The 21,945-nt window shown below is 53.6% G+C and carries 19 protein-coding genes; 11 read left to right on the top strand and 8 right to left on the bottom strand.

The window, feature by feature from the left end:
- Positions 1 to 52: 52 nt before the first annotated feature.
- Positions 53 to 784, bottom strand: a complete 732-nt coding sequence (gene mlrA / locus BN2591_RS00775; protein WP_086868233.1) for an HTH-type transcriptional regulator MlrA — start codon at positions 782 to 784, stop codon at positions 53 to 55.
- A 219-nt stretch (positions 785 to 1,003) separates the two neighbouring features.
- Here mlrA and BN2591_RS00780 point away from each other — a divergent pair, with 219 nt between their 5' ends.
- Genes BN2591_RS00780 through BN2591_RS00790 form a run of 3 tightly spaced genes read left to right on the top strand, consistent with a single transcriptional unit; the run spans position 1,004 to position 3,944 of the window.
- On the top strand, positions 1,004 to 2,692 hold the full coding sequence (locus BN2591_RS00780; RefSeq protein ID WP_086868235.1) for a sensor histidine kinase: 1,689 nt from the start codon (positions 1,004 to 1,006) through the stop codon (positions 2,690 to 2,692).
- The gene (btsR, locus tag BN2591_RS00785; protein ID WP_086868237.1) at positions 2,686 to 3,405 is read left to right on the top strand and encodes a two-component system response regulator BtsR; all 720 of its coding nucleotides are present in this window, start codon (positions 2,686 to 2,688) and stop codon (positions 3,403 to 3,405) included. Before BN2591_RS00780 ends, btsR begins: the two co-directional genes overlap by 7 nt.
- Positions 3,406 to 3,458: 53 nt before the next feature.
- Positions 3,459 to 3,944: a YehS family protein gene (locus BN2591_RS00790; protein ID WP_086868239.1), complete on the top strand. Its 486-nt coding sequence runs from the start codon at positions 3,459 to 3,461 to the stop codon at positions 3,942 to 3,944.
- A 72-nt stretch (positions 3,945 to 4,016) separates the two neighbouring features.
- Here the strand turns inward: BN2591_RS00790 and BN2591_RS00795 are convergent, their stop codons facing one another.
- Positions 4,017 to 4,472, bottom strand: a complete 456-nt coding sequence (locus tag BN2591_RS00795) for a YehR family lipoprotein (RefSeq protein WP_086868241.1) — start codon at positions 4,470 to 4,472, stop codon at positions 4,017 to 4,019.
- A gap of 87 nt (positions 4,473 to 4,559) precedes the next feature.
- Positions 4,560 to 6,593 (bottom strand): methionine--tRNA ligase, encoded by a 2,034-nt coding sequence (gene metG / locus BN2591_RS00800; RefSeq protein ID WP_086868406.1) that lies wholly within the window; start codon positions 6,591 to 6,593, stop codon positions 4,560 to 4,562.
- Between the two features lie 291 nt (positions 6,594 to 6,884).
- Here metG and apbC point away from each other — a divergent pair, with 291 nt between their 5' ends.
- Entirely contained in the window at positions 6,885 to 7,994 is a 1,110-nt protein-coding gene (gene apbC / locus BN2591_RS00805) for an iron-sulfur cluster carrier protein ApbC (RefSeq protein WP_017459824.1), read from the top strand.
- A 33-nt stretch (positions 7,995 to 8,027) separates the two neighbouring features.
- Here the strand turns inward: apbC and BN2591_RS00810 are convergent, their stop codons facing one another.
- The 4 genes from BN2591_RS00810 to BN2591_RS00825 form a co-directional block, all read right to left on the bottom strand.
- The gene (locus BN2591_RS00810) at positions 8,028 to 8,453 is read right to left on the bottom strand and encodes a GNAT family N-acetyltransferase (protein ID WP_086868243.1); all 426 of its coding nucleotides are present in this window, start codon (positions 8,451 to 8,453) and stop codon (positions 8,028 to 8,030) included.
- Positions 8,454 to 8,465: 12 nt separating this feature from the next.
- Entirely contained in the window at positions 8,466 to 8,801 is a 336-nt protein-coding gene (locus BN2591_RS00815) for an RcnB family protein (RefSeq protein ID WP_017459826.1), read from the bottom strand.
- 197 nt (positions 8,802 to 8,998) lie between these two features.
- Complete coding sequence (locus BN2591_RS00820; RefSeq protein WP_086868246.1) at positions 8,999 to 10,012, bottom strand: zinc-binding alcohol dehydrogenase family protein; 1,014 nt, start codon at positions 10,010 to 10,012, stop codon at positions 8,999 to 9,001.
- A 108-nt stretch (positions 10,013 to 10,120) separates the two neighbouring features.
- Positions 10,121 to 11,251: an ABC transporter ATP-binding protein gene (locus BN2591_RS00825; protein ID WP_086868248.1), complete on the bottom strand. Its 1,131-nt coding sequence runs from the start codon at positions 11,249 to 11,251 to the stop codon at positions 10,121 to 10,123.
- A gap of 352 nt (positions 11,252 to 11,603) precedes the next feature.
- On the opposite strand from BN2591_RS00825, the gene BN2591_RS00830 reads away from it, so the two are divergent.
- The 6 genes from BN2591_RS00830 to BN2591_RS00855 all read left to right on the top strand — a co-directional run bounded on the left by BN2591_RS00830 (position 11,604) and on the right by BN2591_RS00855 (position 18,741).
- Positions 11,604 to 12,839 carry an extracellular solute-binding protein gene (locus BN2591_RS00830; RefSeq protein ID WP_086868250.1) on the top strand — a complete coding sequence of 412 codons (1,236 nt, stop codon included), beginning with the start codon at positions 11,604 to 11,606 and terminating at the stop codon, positions 12,837 to 12,839.
- Positions 12,840 to 12,895: 56 nt separating this feature from the next.
- The gene (locus BN2591_RS00835; protein ID WP_086868252.1) at positions 12,896 to 14,203 is read left to right on the top strand and encodes a carbohydrate ABC transporter permease; all 1,308 of its coding nucleotides are present in this window, start codon (positions 12,896 to 12,898) and stop codon (positions 14,201 to 14,203) included.
- 10 nt (positions 14,204 to 14,213) lie between these two features.
- Complete coding sequence (locus BN2591_RS00840; RefSeq protein WP_017459831.1) at positions 14,214 to 15,065, top strand: sugar ABC transporter permease; 852 nt, start codon at positions 14,214 to 14,216, stop codon at positions 15,063 to 15,065.
- 4 nt (positions 15,066 to 15,069) lie between these two features.
- Positions 15,070 to 16,269: a glycoside hydrolase family 53 protein gene (locus BN2591_RS00845; RefSeq protein ID WP_086868256.1), complete on the top strand. Its 1,200-nt coding sequence runs from the start codon at positions 15,070 to 15,072 to the stop codon at positions 16,267 to 16,269.
- Between the two features lie 30 nt (positions 16,270 to 16,299).
- Positions 16,300 to 18,357, top strand: coding sequence for a beta-galactosidase (locus BN2591_RS00850; protein ID WP_086868257.1), 2,058 nt, complete (start codon positions 16,300 to 16,302; stop codon positions 18,355 to 18,357).
- A 66-nt stretch (positions 18,358 to 18,423) separates the two neighbouring features.
- Complete coding sequence (locus BN2591_RS00855) at positions 18,424 to 18,741, top strand: PTS sugar transporter subunit IIB (RefSeq protein WP_086868258.1); 318 nt, start codon at positions 18,424 to 18,426, stop codon at positions 18,739 to 18,741.
- Positions 18,742 to 18,964: 223 nt separating this feature from the next.
- On the opposite strand, the gene BN2591_RS00860 is transcribed toward BN2591_RS00855, so the two are convergent.
- Positions 18,965 to 20,230 (bottom strand): maltoporin, encoded by a 1,266-nt coding sequence (locus tag BN2591_RS00860; RefSeq protein WP_086868260.1) that lies wholly within the window; start codon positions 20,228 to 20,230, stop codon positions 18,965 to 18,967.
- Positions 20,231 to 20,498: 268 nt separating this feature from the next.
- Between BN2591_RS00860 and BN2591_RS00865 the strand changes: the two genes are divergently transcribed.
- Entirely contained in the window at positions 20,499 to 21,572 is a 1,074-nt protein-coding gene (locus BN2591_RS00865; RefSeq protein ID WP_086868262.1) for a LacI family DNA-binding transcriptional regulator, read from the top strand.
- Positions 21,573 to 21,945: the final 373 nt, after the last annotated feature.

Consider the following 21,945-nt stretch of genomic DNA (forward strand, 5'->3'; position numbering starts at 1 on the left):
CCTTCTGAATCAGGCTGGCATTATAAAGGCAAGTTGAGTTGTTAATAAAACATTAAATGCCGAGCAACCAGACGCTGTGTCCCGCGTCGCGCCATGCCAGCATCTGCTGTTGCTGCGATTCGCCCGGCGTTTCGCCGCACCACACCAGCAGTGTCCGACCGGGAAACATCTCCGGGCGCAACTGGGGCAGGGCGTGCGCCAGAATATCCACCCGCCATCCCTGCTGGCTTGCCATCCAGCCCTCCAGCCACAGCCGCGTGGTGTCCTGCACATTCCAGCCAACCACCAGCGCGTCTTTGCCCGGTTTTTTACGCGCAGACGTCAGGCAGCCGGAAATGTAATTGATAAGGATGCCGTCTAGCAGGCTCAGCATCGCCAGCAGGGCGGGCTGCTGAGTTTGTAGCCGCAATCGTAAAGGGATGAGCAGATGCGTTGTCAGCGCCTGCGCCGGATAGTCTCGCCCGTGCTCTTTGATCCACTGATGCAGACGATGCGGGTCGCCCTGTTGCAGGTATTGCAGAGCGGTTTCTTGCTGGGCGCGCCAGCCATCATGCGTCTCAGCCAGCGCCGGAGAGAGCAGCTTTTGCACTTTGCTGACCTGCACGCCGGTCTCTATCCAGCGTTTGATCTCCCGAATGCGGTCAATGTCCTCTTCGGTAAATAACCGGTGGCCGCCATCCGTACGCTGGGGTTGTAATAGTCCATAACGTCGCTGCCAGGCCCGCAGCGTCACGGGGTTGATGTCGCATAACAACGCCACTTCACCGATTGTGTAAAGCGCCATGGTGTTACCCTCGCCAGCCGACTCCCTGTATAACTGTAGCCGCTGCCGTCTGGCACAGGATGCGCAGCCGCAAAATTGCGCAAAATGTGTGCGAACGGTTAATCACTCTGGCTTACTTTGTGATGCGGAGCACGATTTTGTATTTTTTTGCAGCGCTTCAAAGAAACATCTGAAAACACCCTGTATGTTACGCGCTTTGGTTGATGTGGTGTTGCGGGTATGTACGAGTTCAATCTGGTGTTGCTGCTGCTTCAGCAGATGTGTGTGTTTCTGGTTATCGCCTGGTTGATGAGCAAAACGCGGCTGTTTATTCCGCTGATGCAGGTGACCGTGCGCTTACCGCATAAGCTGCTGTGCTATGTCACCTTCTCCATTTTTTGCATTCTCGGCACCTATTTCGGCCTGCATATCGAAGATTCTATCGCCAACACGCGCGCGATTGGCGCGGTGATGGGCGGTCTGCTCGGCGGCCCGTTAGTGGGCGGTCTCGTCGGGTTAACCGGCGGTATTCACCGCTATTCGATGGGCGGCATGACCGCGCTGAGCTGCATGCTCTCTACGTTTGTTGAAGGGTTGCTCGGCGGCCTGGTGCACCGCGCGCTCATCAAACGCGGGCGCACCGATCTGGTGTTTAGCCCGTTTACCGCCGGGGCGGTGACCTGTGTGGCGGAACTGATCCAGATGCTGATTATCCTGCTTATTGCCCGTCCGTTTGATAGCGCGTTGCACCTGGTGCAGAGCATTGCTGCGCCGATGATGGTGACTAACACCGTGGGCGCGGCGCTGTTTATGCGCATCCTGCTCGATAAGCGCGCAATGTTTGAAAAGTATACGTCGGCGTTTTCCGCCACCGCGCTGAAAGTGGCGGCGTCGACGGAGGGGTTTCTGCGCCAGGGTTTTAACGAAGAGAACAGCATGAAGGTGGCGCTGGTGCTCTATAAAGAGCTCGATATTGGCGCGGTGGCGATAACCGACAGGGAAAAACTGCTGGCCTTCACCGGCATCGGTGATGATCACCATCTGCCGGGGCGACCTATCTCATCGGTCTGGACGCAGCGTGCCATTGAAACCGGCGAAGTGGTTTATGCCGATGGCAACGAAGTGCCCTACAAATGTTCGCTCCACCCGCAATGTAAACTCGGCTCAACGCTGGTGATCCCGCTGCGTGGCGAAAACCAGCGCGTTGTGGGCACGATCAAATTGTATGAAGCGAAAAACCGCCTGTTCAGCTCCATCAACCGCACGCTGGGCGAGGGGATTGCCCAACTGCTTTCGGCGCAGATCCTTGCCGGGCAGTATGAGCGGCAAAAGGCGCTGCTTACCCAGTCGGAAATCAAGCTGCTGCATGCGCAGGTAAACCCGCATTTCCTGTTTAATGCCCTGAACACGCTAAAAGCGGTGATCCGCCGCGACAGCGATCAGGCCGGACTGCTGGTGCAATATCTCTCCACGTTCTTTCGTAAAAATTTAAAACGGCCGTCGGAAGTAGTGACGCTGGCAGACGAAATTGAACATGTAAACGCCTACCTGCAAATTGAAAAAGCACGTTTTCAGTCGCGCTTGCAGGTGCAGTTGCATGTGCCGGAGGCGTTATCGCACCTGCAACTTCCGGCGTTTACCCTGCAACCGATCGTGGAAAATGCTATTAAACATGGCACGTCGCACCTGCTGGGCGTGGGTGAGATTGTGATTAACGCCAGCCAGGACGGACGGCATCTGGTGCTGGACATTGAAGACAATGCCGGGTTGTACCAGCCGAAAACCGACGCCAGTGGATTAGGGATGAGCCTGGTGGATAAGCGCCTGCGCGCGCGTTTCGGCGATGAGTGCGGCATTACCATTGCCTGCGAGCCGGATCTGTTTACCCGCATTACCTTACGACTCCCGCTGGAGGAACACGCATGTTAAAAGTGCTGATTGTTGATGATGAACCGCTGGCCCGGGAAAACCTGCGTATTCTGCTTCAGGAAGAGAGCGACATTGAGATTGTTGGCGAGTGCGGCAACGCCGTCGAAGCGATTGGCGCGGTACATAAACTGCGCCCCGATGTGCTGTTTCTTGATATCCAGATGCCGCGCATTAGCGGGCTGGAGATGGTCGGGATGCTCGATCCGGGCAACCGACCGTATGTGGTTTTTCTGACAGCGTTTGATGAATACGCAGTGCAGGCGTTTGAAGAACACGCGTTCGATTATCTGCTTAAACCGATCGAAGCTCGCCGCCTGGAGAAAACCCTCAGCCGTCTGCGTCTTGAGCGAAACGTGCAGGATATGTCGGTGTTGCCGGAAAACCAGGAAGCGCTGAAATTCATTCCCTGTACCGGGCATAGCCGCATCTGGTTATTGCAGATGGACGAAGTGGCATTTGTCAGTAGCCGCATGAGCGGCGTGTATGTGACCAGCCAGGAAGGCAAAGAGGGGTTTACTGAGCTGACACTGCGCACGCTGGAGAGCCGTACGCCGCTGGTGCGCTGCCACCGCCAGTACCTGGTTAATATGGCGCATCTTAAAGAGATCCGCCTTGAAGATAACGGCCAGGCGGAATTACTGCTGCGCGATGGCCTGACGGTGCCGGTGAGTCGACGTTATCTGAAAAATTTAAAAGAGGCGTTGGGGTTGTAAATTCCTGTGCGATGCCTACACTGCGCGCTGGTTCATCATTTCCGGAAACAAATATGCTTAATAACGATATCCTGCGCAGCGTGCGTTACACCCTGCAAGCTGATAACACCGCGCTGGTGCGCATTCTGGCGCTGGCAGACACGGTAGTGACCGTTGAACAACTGGCACCCTGGCTGCGCAAAGAAGATGAGGAAGGTTATAAGCCGTGCCCGGATATTGTGTTGTCTGCGTTTCTGAATGGCCTTATCTATGAAAAGCGTGGCAAAGATGAAACCGCACCGCCGCTGGTGGCCGAACGTAAGCTGAATAACAACATCGTGCTAAAAAAGCTGCGCATCGCCTTCTCGTTAAAGACTGACGATATTCTGGCCATTCTGACTGCCCAGCAGTTCCGCATCTCTATGCCGGAAATTACCGCCATGATGCGCGCGCCGGATCATAAGAACTTCCGCGAATGCGGCGATCAGGTGATGCGTTATTTTTTGCGTGGTCTGGCGGTACGCGAGCAAAAACCGAAGGGTAAAACCGAAGCGGAATAATCAACTATCCTTCAGGCTGCATCGCTGTGGTTTAGCGCCGCCAGCAACGCGCAGCCTGAAGGAGAATATGACTTACTGGACTTCTTTAAAGCCGCGTGATTTCAGCAGCTCTTCTGATTTCTTCATGCTGATTTTGCCATTGACCGTGCCGGTAAACTCGGAACCTTGCAGATTGTTCAGCGCAGCAAAATCGACCTCGTTGTAATCCACATCCAGCGTCTCCTGGGCGTAGGTTTCCTGATAATCCACGCTCTCTTTGATCCCTTTAATGCTCTGGTATTTTTTGCTGATCGGATCCAGAACCTTCATGGCTTCCTCTTTGTTTTTCGCACCAATTGAGGAGTATTCAATTTTGTTTTTCGCCGTCTGGCGCTCGACCTGGTCACCTTTGTAGTAATAGGTGAGCGTCACTTCTGTGCCCGCTTGTGCGAAGCTAAACGTTTTGCTCTGCTCTTTTTCACCACAGCCGCTCAGGCCAATAAGTAAAGCGACAGAAAAAAGTGCGGCGATGAGTTTACTCAATTTCACGATAATCCCCTGTTTTCCATGTGAGGTAATGTTTGATAATGCAAAATTGAGTATAGAAAAAGGCGCTGAATTCAGCGCCTTATTTTTTTACTTCACTTGCTGGCCTGCTTTTGCGCCGCTGTCCGGGCTTAGCAGGAAGATATCTTTCCCGCCAGGGCCGGCGGCCATCACCATCCCTTCGGAGATACCAAAGCGCATTTTGCGCGGCGCGAGGTTCGCGACCATTACCGTCAGGCGACCAATCAGCGCGCTCGGGTCCGGGTAAGCGGAACGAATACCGGAGAAGACATTGCGTTTTTCGCCATCCAGATCCAGCGTCAGGCGCAGCAGCTTGTCGGAACCGTCGACAAATTCGGCGTTTTCAATCAGCGCCACGCGCAGATCGACTTTCGCGAAATCATCAAAGCTGATGGTCTCCTGAATCGGGTTATCCGCCAGCTCACCAGTGGCCGGTGCGGCAGCCGCTTTCACTTCCTCTTTTGACGCTTCCACCAGCGCTTCCACCTGTTTCATTTCGATACGGTTATACAACGCTTTGAAGGCGTTAACTTTGTGGCCGAGCAGCGGCAGGTTGATGGCATCCCACTCAAGCGTGGTGTTGAGGAACGCTTCAGTGCGCTCCGCCAGCGACGGCAGAACCGGCTTCAGCCACGTCATCAGCACGCGGAACATGTTCAGCCCCATGGTGCAAATGGCCTGCAGATCGGCGTCGCGGCCCTCCTGTTTTGCCACCACCCACGGTGCTTGTTCGTCAACGTAGCGGTTCGCCACATCGGCCAGCGCCATAATTTCGCGCACCGCTTTGCCGAACTCACGGCTCTCCCACGCCTCGCTAATGGTCACTGCCGCGTCGGTAAAGGTTTTATAAAGCGCCGGGTCGGCAAGCTCTGCTGCCAGTACGCCATCAAAACGTTTATTGATAAAACCAGCGTTACGCGAGGCGAGGTTGACCACTTTGTTAACGATGTCGGCATTCACGCGCTGAATGAAATCTTCGAGGTTGAGATCGATATCATCAATGCGCGAAGAGAGCTTCGCCGCGTAGTAGTAACGCAGGCTGTCGGCGTCGAAATGGTTCAGCCAGGTGCTGGCTTTGATAAACGTACCGCGCGATTTGGACATCTTCGCGCCGTTCACTGTCACATAACCATGCACGAACAGGTTGGTCGGCTTGCGGAAGTTGCTGCCTTCCAGCATCGCCGGCCAGAACAGGCTGTGGAAGTAAACAATGTCTTTACCGATAAAGTGATACAGCTCGGCAGTGGACTCTTTTTTCCAGTATTCGTCGAAGTTGCTGGTATCGCCGCGCTTGTCGCACAGGTTTTTGAATGAACCCATGTAGCCGATTGGCGCATCCAGCCAGACGTAGAAGTATTTGCCCGGCGCGTTAGGGATTTCGAAACCGAAATAGGGCGCATCGCGGGAGATATCCCACTGCTGTAAGCCGGACTCGAACCACTCCTGCATTTTGTTCGCCACCTGCTCCTGCAGCGCGCCGCTGCGCGTCCACGCCTGCAACATTTCGCTGAATGACGGCAGATCGAAGAAGAAGTGCTCGGAATCACGCATTACCGGCGTCGCGCCGGAAACCACCGACTTCGGCTCAATCAGCTCGGTCGGGCTGTAGGTTGCGCCGCACACTTCGCAGTTATCACCGTATTGATCCGGTGATTTACATTTCGGGCAGGTGCCTTTCACAAAACGGTCCGGCAGGAACATGCCTTTTTCCGGATCGTAAAGCTGAGAGATCGTGCGGTTTTTAATAAAACCGTTCTCTTTCAGGCGAGTGTAGATAAGCTCCGACAACTCACGGTTCTCATCGCTGTGCGTAGAGTGGTAGTTGTCGTAGCTGATGTTAAAGCCAGCAAAATCGGTCTGATGCTCCTGACTCATGTCCGCAATCATCTGCTCCGGAGTGATCCCCAGTTGCTGTGCTTTCAGCATGATCGGCGTGCCGTGGGCGTCGTCCGCACAGATGAAGTTGACCTCGTGGCCGCGCATTCGCTGGTAACGGACCCAGACATCAGCCTGGATGTGCTCCAGCATATGGCCGAGGTGGATGGAGCCGTTGGCGTACGGCAGCGCGCACGTTACCAGAATTTTCTTCGCGACTTGAGTCATAGTAGGCATTACATCTTCTTGAGAAAAAGGGGCATAAATATTACCAAAAAGGTAAATATTGCGCCACGCGAGAAGGGCTTTTGCAGCGTTTTAATCCCTACATCAACCTTTTTGGTAAATATCGCTGCCCCTGTACCTGGAGTTTTAAGCACGTTTCAATCCATAGATGAATACATGAGTAATAATTACGCCATGCGTTAACGGCATTTATCCGTAAATGAATAATTGTTGCCCGTGGGGTAAACTTGCTGGCTACAATGTCGTTTTCAGAACAACTACAAAGGAGTCGGGATGAGTTCGCAATCCCAGGCCAAATCCCCGGAAGCGTTACGCGCGATTGTCACCGGGACGCTGGCCGATTTTCAGCACCCAACCCTGAAGCACAATCTCACCGCGCTTAAAGCGGTGCACCATGTCGCATGGCTGGATGATACCCTGCATGTTGAGCTGCTGATGCCGTTCGTCTGGCGCAGTGCGTTTGAAGAGTTAAAAGCCCAGTGCAGCGCCGAATTGCTGCGTCTGACCGGCGCGCGCGCCATCGACTGGAAGTTGTCGCACAACATCGCCACCTTAAAACGTGTGAAGAACCAGCCGGGCGTCAACGGTGTGAAAAACATCATTGCCGTCAGTTCCGGCAAGGGCGGGGTGGGGAAATCCTCCACGGCGGTCAACCTGGCGCTGGCGCTGGCGGCGGAAGGGGCGAAAGTCGGTATTCTCGACGCCGATATTTATGGCCCGTCGATCCCGGTAATGCTCGGTGCGGAACATGAGCGTCCAACCTCGCCGGACGGCACGCATATGGCGCCGATTATCGCCCACGGCCTGGCGACCAACTCGATTGGTTATCTGGTAACCGACGATAACGCTATGGTGTGGCGCGGTCCGATGGCCAGCAAAGCGCTGCTGCAACTGTTGCAGGAGTCCATGTGGCCGGATCTCGATTACCTGGTGCTGGATATGCCGCCAGGCACCGGTGATATTCAGCTGACGCTGGCGCAAAACATTCCGGTGACCGGCGCGCTGGTGGTGACCACGCCGCAGGATATCGCGCTGATTGACGCCAAAAAAGGCATCGTCATGTTCGAGAAAGTGGAAGTGCCAGTGCTCGGTATTGTTGAAAACATGAGCATGCACATTTGCAGCAACTGCGGTCATCACGAACCGATTTTCGGCACCGGTGGTGCGGAAAAACTGGCTGAGCAGTATCACACTGAGTTGTTGGGTCAGATGCCGCTGCACATTTCGCTGCGTGAAGATCTGGATAAAGGTACGCCGACAGTGGTGAGCCGCCCGGACAGCGAATTTACCGCTATCTACCGTCAACTTGCCGGGCGCGTAGCCGCGCAGCTCTACTGGCAGGGCGAAGTCATTCCTGGCGATATCGCATTTCGCGCAGTGTAAGTCAGCAAACCTCTCCCGTCCGGGAGAGGTTTTTCACTTCTTCAGATAGTGCATCAGCACGTAATCCCCTTCCGGCGAAACGCCCTGTGCTTCGATATGCCAGCCGTGGTGCTGATAAAACGCCAGTGCGGTTTTGTTCTGCAACAAGCATTTCAGCGCGCCGGTGCTGGTAAAGGTAGATTGCGCATGTTTGAGCAGTGCGCTGCCGACGCCTTTGCCCTGAAAGGCCGGGTCGACAAACAGGTTGTGCAGGAAGTTGTCGTTTTCGTACACCGAGGCGAACCCCAGCCGGTGGCCATCCTCTTCAGCGACCCAGATGGTTTCATCGAGCGTGGCGGCGTCAAAATCTTCCAGCCGCCAGTCGCTGCCATCAAGCCAATGCCAGCTCGCTTTGCGGGCGTGTAAAAAAAGGGTACGTAAAAACGGTCTGTCACTTTCCTGCCAGCGGCGAATAATCATTCAGTTCCTGGTTTAGCGATGGTAAAAGATGTCGCCGTTATAGGCTTTGAGGATTTTGCCTTCGGCATCAGTAATAAGCACATAGTTGCCGCCCATGTAGGTCCAGTGGCTACCGGCTTCAGGGGCGGGCAGGTTACGCAGTTGCCACTGTTTAATGTTGTACTCTTCGCTGCGGTACATTTCCGGAACCGTGTCGCCAATGGTGAATTTCGTAAAGTCGGCGACGAACTCATTAATTTCGTAAGATTGCGCCCCGCTAGCGCCTGGCGTCGCGGTTTGCGGTGCGGCAAAGGCCGTCGTGGCGGTTGCCAACAGCGCGCCCAGAAGCATCATTTTTGTTTTACTCATACTCTCTCCAGGTTGTTCTTATCCATTTCACGCGGTTGCATAAATAGCACGCCATCATTGCCGTTAACGGACAACGGAGCAACCACCAAAAAATAACGCTTTGGTAAAAAGTGTAAGCAAACCCAGGGCGGAGCAGGAAAAGCGGACGGCGATTTTCGCTATCCGCTTGTAACCTTTAAGAATAATCCTGGCGAGTATTAGCCAGCAAACCCTTCCAGTACGATTTTCCCGACCGCACGCTGGCTTTCCAGCAGCGCATGGGCTTTACGCAGGTTCGCGGCATTGATCGCGCCAAAATGCTCGCCAAGTGTGGTTCTTAACACGCCTTCATCGATCAACTGCGCCACGCGGGAGAGCAACTGGTGCTGGGCAATCATATCCTCGGTGGTGAACATTGAACGGGTAAACATAAACTCCCAGTGCAGCGAAATGCTTTTCACCTTCAGCGGCAGCGCATCCAGGCTGTGCGGATCGTCAATCAGCGCCAGTTTACCCTGCGGTTTCAGGGCGTTAATTAACTGCTGATAATGCTCTTCGGTATTATTGAGGCTGGCGACATGCGACACCTGTTTGATACCAATGCGCGCCAGCTCTTCGGTCAGCGGTTTGCTGTGGTCAATCACATAGTGCGCACCCAGCTCTTTTACCCACTGCTGGCTGGTGGGGCGGGATGCCGTACCAATCACCGTTAAGCGGGTTAACTTACGTGCCAGCTGCGTCATGATCGAGCCTACGCCGCCCGCCGCGCCAACAATCAGCAGCACATCATTTTCGTTGCCGCCTTCTTTGATACCCAGACGGTCGAATAACAGCTCCCAGGCGGTAATGGCGGTTAAGGGCAGGGCGGCGGCGGCTGCGTTATCCAGCGTTTTCGGTTTGCGCGCGGCAATGCGTTCGTCCACCAACTGGAATTCGCTGTTGCTGCCAGGGCGGGTTAGCGCACCGGCGTACCACACTTCATCGCCCGGCTGGAACAACGTTACCGCTTCTCCCACGGCAGTCACCACGCCAACGGCATCCCAGCCCAGCACGCGCGGTGCATCGGCGTTAAAACCGGCGCGCACTTTGGTATCCACAGGGTTGACGGAAACGGCTTTCACTTCCACCAGTAAGTCGTGGCCGCTGGCGGTCGGTTGCGGCAGTTCAATGTCGGTAAGAAAATCCAGATTGCTGCCGTTCTGCGCGGCGCGGGTAATAGCGATAGCTTTCATCATGGCTCCGTTAATGCGTTTTTGCTGTCGATGCAGATAAGGGTAGTCAAAGCTTATCTGATGAAAAACACGCAAAACGGAGCAGCACTTATCCTTGATGAGTGAAAATCAATTTATCTGCGCGTCCGGAGAGTCCGGGTTTGGCACCGGAATATCGGCGCTGACACGCAAATCCTGATCGTCAAAAATCATGCAGTGGCGGCTATCAAAAGCGAGGGTAATTTTCTGCCACGGGCGGAAATGGACATCCCCCGGCAACAAAATTTTAATGTTGTCATGGCCGTAACACTGACCAAACAGGTAAGTGTTATTCCCCAGCCGTTCCACCACTTCACACTGAAACTCCAGCGGCGTGCCGCGCGTGACATCCGTGGAGAGATGTTCCGGTCGAATGCCGAGCGTGATCGACGCACCAGGCTCCAGCCGCGAGGTGTCAATACCGAGCGTTAATTGATGACCCTGCGCCAGCGTGATAGTCACTTCGCCAGGTTGCCAGGCGTTAACGGTTGCCGGCAGGAAGTTCATCTTTGGCGAGCCGATAAACCCGGCGACAAACTTGTTTTTCGGGTTGTAGTAGAGCGACATCGGCGAGCCCATTTGCTCGACATTGCCGTAGTTCATCACCACGATTTTATCCGCCAGCGTCATCGCTTCCACCTGGTCGTGGGTGACATACACCATGGTGGTTTTCAGCTCCTGATGCAGGCGCGCAATGTGCAGGCGCATCTCAACGCGCAATTCGGCGTCGAGGTTTGACAGCGGTTCGTCGAACATAAATACGCGCGGGTTACGGACAATCGCACGACCAATAGCGACACGCTGGCGCTGACCGCCAGAGAGCTGTTTCGGTTTTCGGTCCAGTAGATGGCTCAGTTGCAGGGTTTTCGCCACCATCTCTACCTGGCGGCGGATCTCCTCTTTCGGCACTTTGTTCACTTTCAGCCCGTAGCCCATGTTTTCCGCCACGGTCATATGCGGATAGAGCGCGTAAGACTGGAACACCATCGACACGCCGCGATGGGCTGGCGCGACATCGTTCATCACTTCGTCGCCAATCAACACTTCGCCTTCGCTGACCTCTTCCAGACCGGCAATCATGCGCAACATGGTGGATTTGCCGCAGCCGGAAGGGCCGACAAATACCGCGAATTCGCCATCATCAATCGACAAATTGACATTATTCAGCGTCACCGTGTCGCCAAACCGTTTGGTGACATTCCTCAGTCGTATATTGGACATCAACGTTCCCCGAATGTAGTAGCCGTTATTTACCATTTATGCCGTGTGTTGAGTGTTTTTGTATTACGTATAACAATCATCTGGCGTTGCTGCGTAACGGCGAAAAATCTTGCTATGACTATAACTTCCAGTGTTTTTGCGCCCTATAATGAATTTTCATTTCTGTAATGCCGGTCACATAACTCACCGTTTATGCTCGTTTTATTAATTAGTAAAGCGTAGCGTATAACAAATTCAATAAGGCGGGTGAATACGTCTTAAACCCTGCAATATCAGGTGGTTTGTTTAAAGGGTATCCTGATGTTGCGCCATAAAAACCACATAATTGTTATACCTTGACATGAGGTTGATAATGAAAAAGAACACACTTACTGCACTGATCCTCTCTGCACTCACCGTTGGCCAGACGGTTAGCCTGTCGGCGCACGCCGCCACTCAGCAGCTTAATGTCTGGGAAGACATCAAAAAGTCGGTCGGCATTCAGGACGCCGTAAAAGATTTTGAACAAAAGTACGACGTCAAAGTTAACGTGCAGGAGATGCCCTACGCGCAGCAACTGGAAAAATTACGCCTTGATGGGCCAGCCGGAATTGGCCCGGATGTGCTGGTCATTCCCAATGATCAGCTGGGTGGCGCGGTGGTGCAAGGGCTGCTGACCCCCCTGAATCTGGATAAAGAAAAAGTTGACGCCTTTACGCCTGCCTCAATTAACGCCTTTCGTCTGGATAACACTCTGTATGGTGTGCCGAAAGCGGTGGAAACCCTCGTGCTTATCTATAACAAAGAACTGATTGATAAGCCGCTGCAAAGCCTGCCGGAGTGGCTCGACTATTCGAAAAAACAGCGCGCACAGGACAAATACGGACTGCTGGCCAAGTTTGACCAGATTTATTACAGCTGGGGTGCCATCGGGCCGGAAGGCGGCTACCTGTTTGGCAAAAACGACAAAGGCGGCTTCAACCCACAGGATATTGGCCTCAATAAACCGGGCGCGGTGGAAGCCGTCACCTTCCTGAAAAAATTCTATGCCGAAGGCGTGTTTCCCTCCGGCATCCTCGGCGATAACGGCCTGAACGCCATTGATTCGCTGTTTACCGAGAAAAAAGCCGCGGCGGTGATCAACGGCCCGTGGGCATTCCAGCCGTATGAAGCGGCGGGTATCAATTACGGCGTCGCGCCGCTGCCGAACCTGCCGGACGGCAAGCCGATGAGCTCGTTCCTCGGCGTGAAGGGCTATGTCGTTTCAACCTGGAGCAAAGACAAAAAACTCGCGCAGCAATTCATCGAATTTATCAACCAGCCGCAGTACGTCAAAACGCGCTATATCGCCACGCGTGAAATCCCGGCGCAGAAAGCGATGATTGACGATCCGGTTATCAAAAACGACGAAAAAGCCAGCGCGGTAGCGGTGCAGGCGGCGCGTGCGACGGCAATGCCGGGCATTCCGGAGATGGGCGAAGTGTGGGGCCCGGCGAATGCCGCGCTGGAGTTGAGCCTGACCGGCAAACAGGAACCGCAGGCGGCGCTCGATGCGGCCACCAAACAGATCCATATGCAAGTTGAAGCGATGCAGGCCAGTAACCAGTAACCGCGTGTTGTTGCGAAACGGGAGGGTTACCTCCCGTTGTTGAAAAGGAGTCGTACGTGATTATCAGTCCCAGCGAAAATTTTGCCAAAACGCGTGGCGCAGGGCGTCATGCGTGGTGCGGGCTGCTGCTGGCCGTTGTGCCGGGTTTTGGTCAGTTTTATCACCGCCAGTGGTTAAAGGGCCTTATCTTCCTGGTGCTGCTTAGCAGCTTTATGGGCATTTTTTACGATTTTCTGCGCGAAGGATTGTGGGGGTTATATACGCTTGGTGAAGAGGTCCCGCGTGATAACTCCATTTTCTTGCTGGCAGAAGGGATTATCAGCGTACTCATCATCGCCTTTGGCGTGATGGTCTATTACCTCTCGCTGCGCGATGCGTGGGTAAATGGTAAAAAACGCGACGAGGGAAAACCGCTCAACAGCGTACGCAAACAGTACCAGATGTTGCTCAGCGACGGCTTCCCGTATCTGATGATCACGCCAGGCTTTATTCTGCTGGTGTTTGTGGTGATTTTCCCGATCCTCTTCGGTTTCGCCATCGCCTTCACCAATTACAACCTTTACCACACGCCACCGGCCAAACTGGTGGACTGGGTGGGATTAAAGAACTTCGTTAACATCTTCACCTTGTCGATCTGGCGCTCAACCTTCTTTGATGTCCTGCAATGGACGGTGGTCTGGACGCTACTGGCCACCACGTTGCAGTGTTCCGTTGGCGTACTGCTGGCGATTCTGGTGAACCAGAAAGATCTGCGTTTTAAGCCGCTGATACGCACCATTTTTATCTTGCCATGGGCGGTGCCGGGGTTTGTCACCATTCTGGTGTTCGCCGGGATGTTTAATGACTCGTTTGGCGTGATTAACAATGCCATTCTCGCGTTCTTCGGCATTGCGCCGAAAGCGTGGCTGACGGATCCGTTCTGGACCAAAACGGCGCTGATTATGATGCAAACCTGGCTCGGCTTCCCGTTTGTCTTCGCCATGACCACCGGCGTGTTGCAGGCCATCCCGGATGATTTGTACGAAGCGGCGAAAATGGATGGCGCGGGGACCTGGACGCGGTTGCGCACCATTACGCTGCCGCTGGTGCTGTACTCGATTGCGCCGATCATCATCACCCAATACACCTTCAACTTTAACAATTTCAACATCATCTATCTGTTTAACAACGGCGGCCCGGCGGTGGCGGGGGCGAACGCGGGGGGAACGGATATCCTGGTGTCGTGGATTTATAAGCTGACGATGTCCTCCTCGCAGTATGCGATTGCGGCGACCATCACCATTTTGCTGTCGATTTTTGTTGTCGGCCTGGCGCTGTGGCAGTTCCGCGCGACCAAATCCTTTAAAAACGACGATATGGCATAAGGGAAGAAAAATGGCTCAATCACAAAGTATCCGCCGCGAGAAGTGGATCCGCCTGACGCTCTCCTGGCTGGTTATCGGGCTGGTATCGCTGATTATCATCTACCCATTGGTATGGACGGTTGGTGCGTCGCTGAACGCCGGTAACAGCCTGCTCAGCACCTCGATAATCCCGGAAAACCTCTCGTTTCAGCACTACGCCGATCTGTTTAACGGTCAGGTCAATTACCTGACCTGGTACTGGAACTCAATGAAGATCAGCCTGCTGACCATGGTGCTGACGCTTATCAGCGTCAGCTTTACCGCCTATGCCTTTTCCCGCTTTCGTTTTAAAGGGCGGCAGAACGGGTTGATGCTGTTCTTGCTGTTGCAGATGATCCCGCAATTTTCGGCGCTGATCGCCATTTTCGTGCTGTCGCAACTGTTGGGCTTAATCAACAGCCATATGGCGCTGGTACTGATTTACGTCGCCGGGATGATCCCGATGAACACCTATCTGATGAAAGGCTATCTCGATGCCATCCCGCGAGATCTGGATGAGTCCGCTCGCATGGACGGCGCGAGTAACTTCCGCATTTTTATTGAGATCATCATGCCGCTGTCGAAACCGATTGTCGCCGTGGTGGCGCTGTTCTCTTTCACCGGGCCGCTGGGCGATTTCATTCTCTCCAGCACCATTTTGCGCACCCCGGACAAATACACGCTGCCGATTGGGCTTTACAACCTGGTGGCGCAAAAAATGGGCGCCAGTTACACCACCTACGCGGCGGGCGCGGTTTTGATCGCCGTTCCGGTGGCCATTCTTTATCTGGCACTGCAAAAATACTTCGTCTCCGGCCTCACCTCCGGCAGCACCAAAGGATAACCACATGAAAAGATTTGCACCCGCTCTGCTTGCTGTCTGTCTTGGTAGTTTGTCCGCCAGCACCTTTGCCGCCGACGCGTTAAAGACGCGCCCTTTTAGCGGTATGCCCGCCGATTTCATCAAAGGCGCGGATATTTCAACGCTGCTCGACGCCGAGAAACACGGGGCGAAGTTTTATAACGAAAATAACCAGCTGCAGGATGCGATCGCCATTCTGAAGGCCAATGGCGTCAACTATGTGCGCTTGCGTTTGTGGGTCGATCCGAAAGATGCGCAGGGCCAGGCCTATGGCGGTGGTAACAACGATTTAGCCAGCACGCTGGCGCTGGCGAAACGAGCCAAAGCGCAGGGTATGAAACTGCTGCTCGATTTCCACTACAGCGATTTCTGGACCGATCCGGGCAAACAATACAAACCGAAAGCCTGGGAGAAAATGGATTACCCGCAACTGAAAACGGCAATCCATGACTATACCCGCGACACTATCGCCCGCTTTAAGCAGGAGGGGGTACTGCCGGATATGGTGCAAATCGGCAATGAGATCAACGGCGGCATACTGTGGCCGGAAGGCAAAAGCTGGGGGCAGGGTGGCGGTGAGTTTGACCGGCTGGCGGGCTTGCTGAATTCCGCTATCGACGGGCTGAAAGAGAACCTGAACAACGGCGAACAGGTGAAAATCATGCTGCATCTGGCGGAGGGCACCAAGAACGATACCTTCCGCTGGTGGTTTGATGAAATCACCAAACGCAACGTGCCGTTCGATGTCATTGGCCTCTCCATGTACACCTACTGGAACGGACCGATCAGCGCGTTACAGGCCAATATGGACGACATCAGCAAGCGCTACAACAAAGATGTGATTGTGGTGGAAGCGGCTTATGCCTACACGCTGGCGAACTGTGATAACGCGGAAAACAGCTTCCAGGCGAAAGAGGAGAAAGATGGCGGCTACCCCGGCACCGTGCAGGGGCAATATGACTATATCCACGATTTAATGCAGTCGGTCATTAATGTTCAGGGCCATCGCGGCAAAGGTATTTTTTATTGGGAGCCCACCTGGATTGCCGTTCCCGGAAATACCTGGGCCACGCAAGCGGGCATGAAATATATCAACGACCAGTGGAAAGAGGGAAATGCCCGCGAAAACCAGGCGTTATTTGATTGCCAGGGGAAAGTGCTGCCATCGGTAAAAGTTTTTAATTAATTTTGGTGTGGTAAATTTCAGGAATTCATTATGAATAAATTTGCGCCTTTAAGCCCGAAGGTCGTCTCGCTATTGCATGGCGCGGACTATAACCCGGAACAGTGGGAAAACTATCCCGATATTATTGATAAAGACATTGCCATGATGCAGCAGGCAAAATGCAATGTGATGTCCGTCGGAATATTCAGTTGGTCGAAACTCGAACCGCAGGAAGGGGTATTTAATTTCGCCTGGCTGGATGAGGTCATCGATAAATTATATGCCGCCGGTATCCATATATTTCTGGCAACGCCAAGCGGTGCGCGTCCGGCCTGGATGTCGCAAAAATACCCGGAGGTGTTGCGGGTGGGGCGCGATCGCGTCCCGGCGCTGCACGGCGGGCGGCACAATCACTGCATGAGCTCGCCGGTGTACCGGGAAAAGACGCTGAAAATCAACACGCTGCTGGCAGAGCGCTATGCGCGCCATCCGGCGGTGCTGGGCTGGCATGTTTCCAATGAATATGGCGGCGAATGCCACTGCGCGTTGTGCCAGGAGAAATTCCGCGGCTGGCTGAAAGCACGTTATCAGACGCTGGAAAATCTCAATCACGCCTGGTGGAGCGATTTCTGGAGCCATACCTACAGCGACTGGTCGCAGATCCAGTCGCCAGCGCCGCAGGGGGAGGTCTCCATTCACGGGCTGAACCTCGACTGGCGGCGTTTTAACACCGCGCAGGTCACCGATTTTTGCCGTCATGAAGTGGCTCCGCTGAAAGCCGCCAACGCACAACTGCCGGTGACCACCAACTTTATGGAGTATTTCTACGATTACGATTACTGGCAGCTTGCCGAAGCGATCGATTTTATCTCCTGGGATAGCTACCCAATGTGGCACCGGGATAAAGATGAAACGGCGCTGGCCTGCTACACCGCCATGTATCACGACATGATGCGCACCCTGAAAGGCGGGAAACCGTTTGTGCTGATGGAATCCACGCCGAGCGTCACCAACTGGCAGCCGACCAGCAAGCTGAAAAAGCCGGGAATGCACATTCTCTCCTCGCTGCAGGCGGTGGCGCACGGTGCCGATTCGGTGCAGTACTTCCAGTGGCGTAAAAGTCGCGGGTCGGTCGAGAAGTTCCACGGCGCGGTTATCGATCACGTCGGGCATCTGGATACGCGCGTGGGACGCGAAGTGTGTGCCATGGGCGACATACTCAGCAAACTTACGCCGGTTATGGGGTGCCGTACCGATGCCCGCGTGGCGATTATTTTCGATCAGCAGAACCGCTGGGCGCTGGATGACGCCGAAGGGCCGCGCAATAAAGGGCTGGAGTATGAAAAAACCGTTAACGAGCACTATCGACCGTTCTGGGAAAAAGGCATTGCCGTTGACGTGATCAATGCCGATGCCGATCTCAGCCGTTACCAGTTGGTGATTGCGCCGATGCTCTATATGGTGCGCGACGGTTTTGCCGCGCGCGCAGAGGCGTTTGTCACGGCGGGCGGTCATCTGGTGACCTCCTACTGGAGCGGCGTGGTCAATGAAAGCGATCTCTGTTACCTCGGCGGTTTCCCGGGGCCGCTGCGCAAATTGCTCGGTATCTGGGCAGAAGAGATTGATTGTCTGGACGATAACGAGCGCAACCTGGTGCAGGGGCTGGCGGGTAACGAGGCCGGGTTACAAGGGCCGTATCAGGTGCGCCATCTGTGTGAGTTGATCCACACCGAGAGCGCGCAGGCGCTGGCAACCTACCGGGATGATTTCTACGCCGGGCGACCTGCCGTGACGGTCAATCATGTCGGTAAAGGCAAGGCCTGGCACGTTGCCTCACGCAACGATCTCGCCTTCCAGCGTGATTTCTTTGCCAACATTATTGATGAGCTGGCGTTGCCGCGCGCGCTGCAACACGATTTGCCGCCGGGCGTCGTTGCCACGGCGCGTACGGATGGCGAAAGCACCTTTGTCTTTATTCAGAACTTTAGCGCCCAGCAGCAGACGGTAACGCTGCCTGGCGGCTATCAGGATTGTTTATCCGGTTCGTCGGTCAGCGGTGCGCTGTCGCTGGCTCCCTGGGATTGCCGGGTTGTAAGCCGTAACGCGTAAGTGAACCTTCCGCGCCTGCCCATTCGGGCAGGCGTTTTTTTATCTGCTGATTATCAGGAGACTATTATGGTGAGCCTTAAATCCTTCCTGCATTACTTTTCTGAACCGAAAAATGCGACCGCAACGCCGATGAGTGAGGGAGAGTTGCAGAAAATCCAGCGGCTGGCGCAAGCCTTTGGCGGAGCACAGAATATTGCGCATGTGGATGCCTGTTTAACCCGTTTACGCGTCACGGTAAACGATCTGGCTGCTGTCGATTCTCAGGCGCTGCAAAACGAAGGGGCGTTAGGCGTGATTATTCTTGGACAAGAAGTTCACGCTATTTTTGGTAAACAATCTGACGCACTGCGTAAATTGCTTGATGAACATTTCTCTTCTCGCTAATAAATAAAAAAAGGGATACCTGCGAGGGTATCCCGAAATAAAACAGTGGCAACTTTGCTCAGTTTGCGGAGATGACGTAAATAATGATGTTACTCGTTAATACATACAACATGATGCATTATCTTATTGCGACAAAATAGTTTCCCGGTATTGGCGTTTTGAAATAAATCGCCACAGTAAACAAATACAGCCAACAAACAGATAATGTGAAGGTTGAAGTCTATTACCACCAGGCTTCAACCTGAACACCGAAATTCCAGGTGTTATTTTTCGTGCCATCTTCAAATGATTTCCCGTCTTCAGAATCATTTAAATAAGAGGCGAAAAGGCGTAACTCAGGACGCGACATAAATTCCGGGCCATCCGCCAGACCGACAGCGAAAGTGTATTTCTCACCGCTCTGTTTGTAGTGGGTGCCGTTTTTATAATCATCTTTCTGGTAGAAACCGCCGACTTCACCAATCAGGCGCACATAATTGGTGAGCTGATATTGAGCACGGCCAACCAGCGAAACCAGGCGCGTTTTGTCGGTGTATTCGGTGATGTCGTTGGCAGAACCGTAGGTCAGTACGTGGTTCAGCGAGAACTTATCGGTAATCGGAATAAGACCGGTGTTAATCACGCGATAGCCGCTGGCGTCATTAACGTCGTGCCACATGTCGTACCAGCCGCCGCCCTGCGACACCATGTTCTGCGCCAGCCCTTTGTTGGCGTATTGCAGCACCAGCTTGTTGTAGCCGCCAAACATATCCTGGCTGATTTCACCAGTCACCATCACGCCATCATCGGCATCATACAGGCCGCCATACGCTTTCTGTTTTTTGGTCGGGTTTGGCATAGCGTAGTCAATGCCGAACTCGGTCCACGCGCCTGACCACGGTTTCCAGCCCGCATAACGCAGGTCGATATAGTTGATGTTAACGTCGTTATCGTTATCCACGCGGTAATCAACATCGTTGGCGTCGCCACGGATCCACGCCACAGACACCGCGCCCGGGCCTACGGTGTAGTTTTCAATACCCGCGCCGGAACCGGAAATGTTCCAGTATTTGGTGTCGATAATGTGCAGATCGTGGCGCTGGTAGTAGCGTTTACCGCCCCAGATCACCGCGTTGGGATCGTTAGGGATAAGCCCTTTGATTTGCAGGTTTAACTGACGCAAACCAAATTGCGCGTCATCGCCAATGGTGGTTTCGTTGTCATTGGAGCCGTCGGACACCATGCTGACCATGGTGTCGAGGTAAAAGCTCACGTCGTCTTTTTTATACACTTCCGAGCCCAGTTCAACTTCCCCGTAGGTATCGGATTCGTTACCGAGACGGCCGATCTTGTTTTTCTGCCACTCCACCTGTCCGCCATCGCCCGACACGCCTACGCCACCGCGCAGGTAACCGTGGAAGTCGATAGGCACAGATGAGGCGGCCAGGATAGATGGTGAAGTCAGCGCAGCGGCTAACGCAAGTGTGAGAGTGCGTAGCGTAGTGTTCATATCATTCCTCTTATTGTTTTGTATTACGTTCACATAAACGCTGTCATAAAATGCCTAAATGTAAAAACAGGCAAACTAACGATCGCGAATGTGTGATTAAGTGCAAATAAATCAGCGTTTTTTGTTACAGGTAGCGAATTCCTTCACAATGTTCGCTATTGTGAGCGTGATACTTATTTGGCAAAAAAGAGACGAGGAAAAGTGTGGTGAGCGTTTTTTTAGATGGCCCCTGTTACAATCGGCGCATAACAACATAAGGAACCGGACCATGAAGTCTAAAAGTGCGACGTTAGAAGACGTTGCCCGCCATGCGGGTGTCTCCTATCAGACCGTGTCCAGGGTACTCAACAAATCTGCCAATGTATCCGAAGCCACGCGTCTCAAGGTTGAGAAATCCATAGAGTTATTGCGCTACGTACCCAACAGGCTGGCTCAACAGCTGGTCGGTAAGCAGAGCCAGACCATTGGGCTGGTAACCACTTCGCTGGCGCTGCACGCACCATCGCAGGTGGCGGCGGCGGTAAAACGCTACGCCAACCTTGATGGTTACCAGGTGCTGATCTCGATGATCGATGAGAACGTCAACCATGATATCCAGGCGGCTATCAATGAACTGAAATCACAACTTGTCGATAAAGTGATCATCAACGTGCCGCTGGAGACCGAACAGGCCCAGCGTATCGCGTCTGACAACGATGATATCGTCTGCCTGTTTCTCGATGTTGATCCTTACAGTTCAGTGTTTAACGTTTCGTTTAACCCGGCAGACGGAACCCGTGCCAGCGTCAAACATCTGTACGATTTGGGGCATCGGGAGATTGCCTTACTGGCCGGGCCGGAGAGTTCTGTCTCCGCGAAGCTGCGCCTGAAAAGCTGGATCGAAACCCTTAACGGCTATGGCCTGAAACCGGTGATGGTGTTTCACGGGAACTGGGATGCGCAAAGTGGTTATGCCGGTGCGCTACAGATGTTGCGCGAAACGCCAAACTTTACCGCCGTGTTGGTCGGCAACGACCAGATGGCGCTGGGCGTATTAAGCGCGTTTCATCAGCACCAGGTGGCGATCCCCGGTGAGAAATCGGTCATCGGTTATGATGACACCTACGAAAGCTCGTTCTTTTATCCGGCGCTGACCACCGTCTCGCTGGATCTCGATTTACAGGGTAAGGAAGCGGTTCGGCGGCTACTCGACAGCGGTCACGGCGATGCCACTCGCAGCTCTTCGGTACTGCCCGCACGGCTCATTGTGCGCCACTCGACGGGGGCACTGCAGGCGCAGGACACTAACCTGCAAGCGATCGCCCAGCAGCTGCAAGCCATTGCGCACAAGTTGTGGAAATGATCGAGCGTTAATGTCATCCGGCATCGGTGCCGGGTGACATCGCCGCACTGATTCACTTTTCAATCCATTATTCCGTGTTTCAGCCATGTTTATATTCGGGCTTGCCCTGCGACTGTATTTATTTTCGGATTTTTAATTTTATTAATTAACACAAAAATAACAGGCAACTTGTTAATATTTCTCACTTCATTGAGCGAAATAAACGGCCAATAAAAAATGCTATTGTCTGGTATCTGTTCAGCGGTTTACTGTTAAGATAATGCTTGCCGGAGGGTTAACACCGACATTTGGTGTAAATGTAATTAAGCGTTTACTTAACTGAAAAATAACTGTGGTTTTAGCGGTAACGGTAAGTTGGATATATTTAAAATGC

Source organism: Kosakonia pseudosacchari (assembly GCF_900184035.1).
Taxonomy (GTDB): domain Bacteria; phylum Pseudomonadota; class Gammaproteobacteria; order Enterobacterales; family Enterobacteriaceae; genus Kosakonia; species Kosakonia pseudosacchari.

What these genes read in the sequence shown, in the direction of transcription:
- BN2591_RS00840 (WP_017459831.1), top strand. Translation starts at nt 14,214, where the DNA reads ATGGCTCAATCACAAAGTATCCGCCGCGAGAAGTGGATCCGCCTGACG.
- BN2591_RS00830 (WP_086868250.1), top strand. Translation starts at nt 11,604, where the DNA reads ATGAAAAAGAACACACTTACTGCACTGATCCTCTCTGCACTCACCGTT.
- BN2591_RS00820 (WP_086868246.1), bottom strand. Translation starts at nt 10,012, where the DNA reads ATGAAAGCTATCGCTATTACCCGCGCCGCGCAGAACGGCAGCAATCTG.
- BN2591_RS00815 (WP_017459826.1), bottom strand. Translation starts at nt 8,801, where the DNA reads ATGAGTAAAACAAAAATGATGCTTCTGGGCGCGCTGTTGGCAACCGCC.
- BN2591_RS00825 (WP_086868248.1), bottom strand. Translation starts at nt 11,251, where the DNA reads ATGTCCAATATACGACTGAGGAATGTCACCAAACGGTTTGGCGACACG.
- mlrA (WP_086868233.1), bottom strand. Translation starts at nt 784, where the DNA reads ATGGCGCTTTACACAATCGGTGAAGTGGCGTTGTTATGCGACATCAAC.
- BN2591_RS00810 (WP_086868243.1), bottom strand. Translation starts at nt 8,453, where the DNA reads ATGATTATTCGCCGCTGGCAGGAAAGTGACAGACCGTTTTTACGTACC.
- BN2591_RS00855 (WP_086868258.1), top strand. Translation starts at nt 18,424, where the DNA reads ATGGTGAGCCTTAAATCCTTCCTGCATTACTTTTCTGAACCGAAAAAT.
- metG (WP_086868406.1), bottom strand. Translation starts at nt 6,593, where the DNA reads ATGACTCAAGTCGCGAAGAAAATTCTGGTAACGTGCGCGCTGCCGTAC.
- BN2591_RS00780 (WP_086868235.1), top strand. Translation starts at nt 1,004, where the DNA reads ATGTACGAGTTCAATCTGGTGTTGCTGCTGCTTCAGCAGATGTGTGTG.
- BN2591_RS00865 (WP_086868262.1), top strand. Translation starts at nt 20,499, where the DNA reads ATGAAGTCTAAAAGTGCGACGTTAGAAGACGTTGCCCGCCATGCGGGT.
- BN2591_RS00790 (WP_086868239.1), top strand. Translation starts at nt 3,459, where the DNA reads ATGCTTAATAACGATATCCTGCGCAGCGTGCGTTACACCCTGCAAGCT.
- BN2591_RS00860 (WP_086868260.1), bottom strand. Translation starts at nt 20,230, where the DNA reads ATGAACACTACGCTACGCACTCTCACACTTGCGTTAGCCGCTGCGCTG.
- BN2591_RS00845 (WP_086868256.1), top strand. Translation starts at nt 15,070, where the DNA reads ATGAAAAGATTTGCACCCGCTCTGCTTGCTGTCTGTCTTGGTAGTTTG.
- BN2591_RS00850 (WP_086868257.1), top strand. Translation starts at nt 16,300, where the DNA reads ATGAATAAATTTGCGCCTTTAAGCCCGAAGGTCGTCTCGCTATTGCAT.
- btsR (WP_086868237.1), top strand. Translation starts at nt 2,686, where the DNA reads ATGTTAAAAGTGCTGATTGTTGATGATGAACCGCTGGCCCGGGAAAAC.
- apbC (WP_017459824.1), top strand. Translation starts at nt 6,885, where the DNA reads ATGAGTTCGCAATCCCAGGCCAAATCCCCGGAAGCGTTACGCGCGATT.